This window comes from Nonomuraea sp. NPDC049378, from assembly GCF_055586745.1.
In genome coordinates, this window is record NZ_JBVJHP010000034.1 from 81,913 (window position 1) to 88,479 (window position 6,567).

The following is a 6,567-nucleotide window of genomic DNA, read 5'->3' on the forward strand; positions in this document are numbered from 1 at the left end:
CCTGTCTAATATGCAGTCTTTCAGGGGAGCCTGCCATGCCCACCGCACATGTCCTGGACTCGACGATCTTCTACCGGGAGGTCGGCGCCGGGCCGACCACGACGGTCTTCCTGCACGGCAACCCCACGTCGTCGTATCTGTGGCGGCACATCCTGCCCGTCGCCGGAGCGTTCAGCCGGTGCCTGGCCCCCGATCTGATCGGCATGGGGGAGTCCGGCAAGCCCGACATCGCCTACAGCTTCGCTGACCACGCCGAGTACCTCGACGCCTGGTTCGACGCCCTCGACCTCGACCGGGTCGTGCTGGTCGGCCATGACTGGGGCGGCGCGCTCGCCTTCGACTGGGCCGCCCGCCACCCCGGACGGGTGCGCGGCATCGCGTTCACCGAGACGATCGTGAAACCGATGTCGTGGGAGGAGTTCCCAGCTGGTGCCCGCCCGCTGTTCGAATCGATGCGCACGCCCGGGGTCGGTGAGGAACTGGTGCTGGACCAGAACGCTTTCATCGAGCAGGCGTTGCCGCGCACCGTCCCCGGGCTGAGCGAGGAGGACCTGGCGGTCTACGGCCGGCCGTACCCGACCCGGCAGTCCCGGGTTCCGTTGCTGCAATGGCCGCGGGCGATGCCGCTGGACGGGGAGCCCACCGAGGTCGTCGCCAGAATCGATGCCTACGGCCAGTGGCTGGCGGCAAGCGCGGACGTACCCAAACTCCTGGTCGCCTTCGACCCCGGCCCGGGCCTGATGATGAGCGCGCAGATCATCGACTGGTGCGCCGCCAACATGTCCGCTCTGCAGATCGAGACGCACGGAACGGCCGGCCACCACACCCCCGAGGACCAGCCAGAGGCCATCGCCGCCTCGCTCGTCGCATGGCTGGACAAGCACGACCTGCTTGCCGACGGAGAGGGCTGAGGGCGATGCGAGCGATCCGGCAGTATGCGTTCGGCGGCCCCGAGGAACTCCGGTTGGAGGAGGTGCCCGACCTCCATCCGGCCGGTGACCAGGTGCGGATCCGGGTCGAGTCGGCAGGTGTCCACCTGCTGGACACCATCATCCGCCAAGGCGGAGGCGGGCCGCGGGTCGCGCCCCGCCTTCCCATGACACCGGGCCGGGAGGTCGCCGGAACGATCGACGAGGTCGGCGCCGGCGCCGACGCCGCTCTCCTCGGTCGACGCGTCGTGGCTGATCTCGGTCTGGCCAGCGGCGGATACGCCGAACTGGCGCTGGCCCCAGCGGTGGCCGTCCACGTCTTGCCGGACGACGTCGACGCCGACTGCGCCGTGGCCATGGTCGGCACCGGCCGGACGACCATGGCGATCCTCGAACTCGCAGCGCCGACCGCCGCCGACGTCGTCCTGGTCACCGCGGCCGCCGGCGGAATCGGAACCCTGCTGGTCCAGGCATGCCGTTCGGCTGGCGCAACGGTCGTCGGCGTCGCGGGCGGTCCCGACAAGGTTGCGCTCGCCCGTCGGACCGGCGCGGACCACGCCGTCGACTACACCTGCCCCGACTGGCCCCACGAGGTACGCCAAGCGGTGGGGGGCAGCCCGGTGACGCTCGCCCTCGACGGGGTCGGCGGCCAGATCGGCCGAAGCGCCCTGGAACTGCTCGGCGTCACCGGGCGCCTGGTGATGTTCGGCTCGTCCTCGGGATCCCTGACCGAACTGTCGACCGGCGACCTGTTCAGCCGGGGCATCAGCGCCGCCTCCGCCATCGGCGCACGCATCCTCCAACGCCCGGGCGGCACCCGGACACTCGAGCGCGACGCCCTTGAAGCGCTCACCCACAGACGACTCGTCCCGGTGATCGGCCAGCGGTTCGCCCTCACCGACGCGCCCGCCGCCCACATCGCCCTGCAATCCCGCGCCACCACCGGAAAAACGGTCCTGCGCCCATGACCCCGCCACACCCCTCACCGAAACAGCAATGGCCGACGGCCGCGGCCGGGACCGGGCGTTCCGGGTCGTCGAAGAAGGGATCAGCATGGAACAACGTCGCCCGCTGGGCTATTGGCTGAAGCTCCTCGACCAGCTCATCGAGGAAAACCTCAACCGAGTGCTCGCGGCGATGGGGCTCCACCGTCGCCACTGGCAGACGATGAACCTGCTCGCCCCAGGGCCCGACTTCGACCGCGCGGGCCAGCGCGGGCCAGCTACGAGAGAGGCGATCGCACAGAGGCTTCGGCCATTCTGGTCCGGGAGTTCGGTCGACGTGGACCAGACGATCGAAGATCTGCAGCGGCGTAGCTGGATCACCGGCCGGGAGCCCTACAGCCTCACCCCCGAGGGGGAGGCCGCGCACGCCGCCCTGGCGCGGAAGGTCGAGCAGGCAGGTCGTCAGATGAGGGATGGAGTGACCGCGGAAAGGTATGCCGGCACCATCGAGGTGCTCCGTCACATGGTATTGAACGCCGAGAAGATGCGGCGAACCACGATCTGAACGCTCCCACCGCTAAGGCTCAGCCGTTGACGACCAGGTCGTCACGCCGGTTTCCTTGAGGATGCTCACCCCGATGCGGTTCGCGAACGCGTCCACCGTGGCGTGACACTCCAGGTACGCGACTCCACCGAAGTCGGGGGCACACAAGTCTCCCGGCGCAGTAGCAGGCTGCTGAAGCGGTATTCGCTCTCGCTCACCCAGAGCGTCGTCTCCGGATCGGCTTCGGTCAACCGATCGCGCACGACGCTCCACATGCCCGCGCCGACGATCTCGCGGTCGAAGTGAACGACGCTCTCTTTCGGGATCCCGTGCAGGTCTGCCGGATCCCGGCGTGTGATTTCGGTATGTGTGCCGGGTCGGCGAGCAACTGGGCCACCTTCTCCCGCGGCAGTGCGATCTCGATCGAGTTGGTGTACTTCATGGCGCGCATTCCTTCCAGGTGTGGGACAACATGCTGTAGTGCTGCTCGTCCCGCTCCTCGACGGAGGGGTCTGACACCCGTCTCGCGACTGACCATTCTCATCGGCGGTTCGAGCGCCAAGGATGCCGGTCAGCCCACCGCAGCGGGATGTCAGGTTGGGCCGGGTGCGTAGAACTTGGTGGTGGCCTCGACTGCGGCCGCGACGTGCTCTGGTTCGCCACCGGCGGCCAGGTGAGCCTCGCCCCAGGCCGCGGCGCTGTGCCGGATGAACTCGCGTCCTTCGGGCGACTGGCGGGCTGGACCGTCCGCATCCGGTGGGCCGCCATCACCACCGTCCGGACGGGCGGCGACGCGACCATACGAGAAAGCCCGGGCGGGTGCCCGGGCTTGTCGGTGACGGCGGTCAGTGCCGCGGCTGGACGGCCCGGGGGTCGGCTGGCCTCCTGGTCGCGGGCAGGGCCCACAGCGCCAGGCAGCCGACCAGGATCCCGCCCACCCAGGCGGTCCAGGCAGCGGCGGCGAGCCCGGTGAAGGAAACCACCCACGGCGCGGCGATCGCCAGCACCGCCCAGATGACGTTGGTCCACTGGCTGACCGCCGATGAAGGTTGCGCCAGTGCCCACAGCGCTGTGCAGACGATCAGCGCCCCCATCGCCACCAGAGCCGTCGCCGCACCGGGGTCGGTGTCCGTCCAGACGGGCGCCAGCGCCAGGTACAAGCCGACCGCGATGTTGGTCCAGTCCTGCCAGCGTGTCCATGGCTTCATGGGTTCCTCCTTTGGAATGAAGCCGATCTTTCGCCGGGTTCCTCGGTTAGAAGCACCTCGGTACTTCGAACGCTAGAAATCCCGGCAAGTTTCCGAATCCGTCAAGTGACGCGGCAGGTGACCAGTGTGTTCTCCCTTTCTCACCACGCGAGTGACCCAGGTCACGTTGAAATAAGGGATCGATTACTTATAAGTCAGAACATCAGCACCCGAAGGCCAGGCCGGCCACCCAAGTCCGCCGCGATGGACACCAAGAACGTGCTGGTCGAGTCGGTACTGGAACTGTTCGCCAGGCACAGCTTCGGCGGCACCTCCGTACGCGCGATCACCGAAGCGGCCGGGCTGAGCGAGAGCGTCCTCTACCGCCACTTCGACAACAAGCAGCAGATCTTCGACAAGGTGCTGCACCGGGCGGGGCCGGCCTGTTCGAGAGCGCACGCGACACAGCGGACCCCGAGCCGGCCCGATGGTCATCTAGGGTTGCCCGGACTCGTCACCAACCTCGCCGTCGCGATGGCCTACGGCCGCGACGGCGAGTTGTTCGTATTCGCCACCGGCCTCGACCAGCGCATCTTCGTCAACCGCAGGCCCGCCGACGCCTGGCTGGGCTGGAAGCAGCCCTCCGCCTCCGACAAGACCACATGCACCGTGGCCGCCGGCCTGGGGCCGGGCGGCAACGTCCTGGTCTTCTACACCGGGCTGGACGGCAAGCTCACGCCGAGAGTCTCGAGTTCATGACGGCCGACAGCCGACGCCCACCGCAACGGCTGCCCGATAGCCGGAAGGCGGTAACTCCAGCACCGGCACCCAGGACTGCGGCCGGTGAGGCACCTCACGGCCGCGGCCACTGTCGCCGGACCGGAGCGCGGGACGGGTGAGAGAGATGGGGCCGATGAGACGGCGAGCAGCTTGGATTCCCCTTGTGTCAAACACGATGCAGTAATAATGCACCGGTCACATGACGGATTCGTGAGTGGATCCGCCCTTTTAGCCTGGCTACCGCCGTGTACGGAGAGCGAAGTCAGGAGTAGGAAATGAAAGCATTGGCCGCGGCCGCGCTTCTTGTCACTGCCGCTGTGGGGACCGCTGTTGTGGGGGTCGCCCCAGTGGTGCCCGCATATGCCGACGGCGCAGGGAGTTCGACTGGCAGCGTCATCGAGAGCAACGCTCAGCAAGCCAATAAGGTCTACGTTTGGCGCGCCAGAGGATGCACCGGGCCATGGGCGTCGATCTACATGCAGGACGCGGACCTGCGGAACAACTTCTTCACGGACGGGACCTCCGTCTACAATCGGATCAGCGGGTTCGCCAACGAGAACGACTATTACCTCGCCGTTTACGATGGGCTTAACTACCAAGGTGACAGTGACTATTTTCCGCGTAGATACACGGCCTGCGATATCTATACGTGGGATAATAGGATCTCGTCACTCAAGCTGCTGTGATGTGTGCACGGCTGCTTATCTGGACAGGCGTTTCCGCTCTCGTTGTAGCTGGTTGCGGCGTCCCCCCGGCACGACATTCCTCCGCCGGAGGAACGCGCGGCATGGAGGTCGGCATCGCGGTGGAGCCCTACTTCCGTACGCTACATCTGCCGTTTGACGCCTACCGGCCCAATTCCGCTGATCTGGTTCTCACCGACCGTGCGGCCGACGTCTTGACTAAGAGATGCATGGCGGCCAGGCGAGAAACGTGGCGCGAAATCACGGAAACCGATGTTGGCGATGTTCGCTATATCACCCACCGGAGGCGATACGGTCTCGCAGAAGATGAGGTGGCACGGCGCGTCGGCTATCACCTGCCGCAGGATCCGGGCGTGCTGTTTGTGCGAAGGTTGCGAGCGGAGCGTGACAGCGACCTTCGCCCCACGGCCCGCGTCGCCGCCTATGGAAAAGACGGCAAGGGCGGATGTGTTAAGGAGGCGCTGGATTACGTGAACCGGTTCGCGCTCACCGAGGACCGGGCATTCGTGCACCGGCTCGGAACCCAAACATTTGACAGCGCCTGGACACGTCCTGCCGCAGAACGGGCGGTCGAACAGTGGAGCAGTTGCATGGCGATGGCGGGTTTCGCATACAAGGGCCCCGGAGAAGCGGGAATCATTTCCCAATGGGGCGGCCCAGCGAGCAAGCCCACCCCGCAGGAGATCGCCACAGCGACAGCTGATGTCAAGTGCAAGAAGGCGACCAATCTGGTGCCGATTCTGGTCCGCGTGGAGTCGAAGCTTCAGGAGCAGGTTCTGCGTCAGGAGAAGGAGAAGTTCGCCGCCATCGCCGCGCGAATCGGCCAGATGAGGAGTCGGTTGACATCGATCGTCCAGGGCTCATCCTCCGGGGTCACGTTATGAGCTGTGTCTGGGTAAGTTTCGCGGTTCACATGGGGGAACAGACGTTCGGCCTGCTTGGTGTCGTTATGGATTTGGTGTGCCCCGGTTGAGTGGCCAATGCTGTTTAGATGCTGATCTTGCTGGTTGAAGCGCCCCGGGTTCGGTGGAGACTCAAGGAAGCTCGGAAGATCCTTTACGGCGCTTCCGCTCCGAACCAGCCGATGGCTCCGTCGAAACCGAAAGCTGAACCGCTCACGGTGGTTCCGTTAGGCCTGTCGCTCTCGGAGGTCGTCGAGCGCTAGAAGGAGCTTCAGGACCAGCACCCCGGATGCTGAGGTGCGGCGAGCCCAGCTCAGCAGCCCCGGCTGAAGGAGATCCGCGCCAACCTCATCGACCGCCTCGCCGAGGCCGAAGAACACGCTCTGGACCTCGACACTCTCCGGCTGCTGCACCGCCACGAACGAGCCCAGCGCGATGAACTCGGCATCGATTGGTCGTATCGAAGACGATCTGCAGTTCGGTCCTGGCGAGGTTCTGGCCGAGGCACTGGTGCGGGCCGTATCCGAAGGCGAGGTGGTGGCGGGCTCCGCGCTCGATGTCCAGTTCGGCCGGGTTC

General features: G+C 66.4%; 8 protein-coding genes. 6 read left to right on the top strand and 2 right to left on the bottom strand.

Annotation, left to right across the window (positions count from 1 at the left end):
- Nucleotides 1-35 precede the first annotated feature (35 nt).
- The 3 genes from ACZ6SA_RS45455 to ACZ6SA_RS45465 are packed head-to-tail and all read left to right on the top strand — an operon-like array spanning nucleotide 36 to nucleotide 2,438.
- The gene (locus ACZ6SA_RS45455) at nucleotides 36-911 is read left to right on the top strand and encodes a haloalkane dehalogenase (RefSeq protein ID WP_465835437.1); all 876 of its coding nucleotides are present in this window, start codon (nucleotides 36-38) and stop codon (nucleotides 909-911) included.
- Between the two features lie 5 nt (nucleotides 912-916).
- Nucleotides 917-1,897 (top strand): zinc-binding dehydrogenase, encoded by a 981-nt coding sequence (locus ACZ6SA_RS45460; RefSeq protein ID WP_465835439.1) that lies wholly within the window; start codon nucleotides 917-919, stop codon nucleotides 1,895-1,897.
- 28 nt (nucleotides 1,898-1,925) lie between these two features.
- Nucleotides 1,926-2,438 carry a MarR family winged helix-turn-helix transcriptional regulator gene (locus ACZ6SA_RS45465; RefSeq protein WP_465835441.1) on the top strand — a complete coding sequence of 171 codons (513 nt, stop codon included), beginning with the start codon at nucleotides 1,926-1,928 and terminating at the stop codon, nucleotides 2,436-2,438.
- Nucleotides 2,439-3,262: 824 nt separating this feature from the next.
- Here ACZ6SA_RS45465 and ACZ6SA_RS45470 read toward each other — a convergent pair.
- Nucleotides 3,263-3,625 (bottom strand): SPW repeat protein, encoded by a 363-nt coding sequence (locus ACZ6SA_RS45470; RefSeq protein ID WP_347649541.1) that lies wholly within the window; start codon nucleotides 3,623-3,625, stop codon nucleotides 3,263-3,265.
- Between the two features lie 243 nt (nucleotides 3,626-3,868).
- Here ACZ6SA_RS45470 and ACZ6SA_RS45475 point away from each other — a divergent pair, with 243 nt between their 5' ends.
- From ACZ6SA_RS45475 to ACZ6SA_RS45485, 3 genes are all read left to right on the top strand, one after another.
- Nucleotides 3,869-4,363, top strand: coding sequence for a TetR family transcriptional regulator (locus ACZ6SA_RS45475; RefSeq protein ID WP_347649540.1), 495 nt, complete (start codon nucleotides 3,869-3,871; stop codon nucleotides 4,361-4,363).
- A 296-nt stretch (nucleotides 4,364-4,659) separates the two neighbouring features.
- On the top strand, nucleotides 4,660-5,070 hold the full coding sequence (locus ACZ6SA_RS45480; protein ID WP_347649539.1) for a hypothetical protein: 411 nt from the start codon (nucleotides 4,660-4,662) through the stop codon (nucleotides 5,068-5,070).
- A 101-nt stretch (nucleotides 5,071-5,171) separates the two neighbouring features.
- Nucleotides 5,172-5,972: a hypothetical protein gene (locus tag ACZ6SA_RS45485; protein WP_347649538.1), complete on the top strand. Its 801-nt coding sequence runs from the start codon at nucleotides 5,172-5,174 to the stop codon at nucleotides 5,970-5,972.
- Nucleotides 5,973-6,338: 366 nt separating this feature from the next.
- Here the strand turns inward: ACZ6SA_RS45485 and ACZ6SA_RS45490 are convergent, their stop codons facing one another.
- Nucleotides 6,339-6,554, bottom strand: coding sequence for a cytochrome P450 (locus ACZ6SA_RS45490; RefSeq protein WP_465835447.1), 216 nt, complete (start codon nucleotides 6,552-6,554; stop codon nucleotides 6,339-6,341).
- Nucleotides 6,555-6,567: the final 13 nt, after the last annotated feature.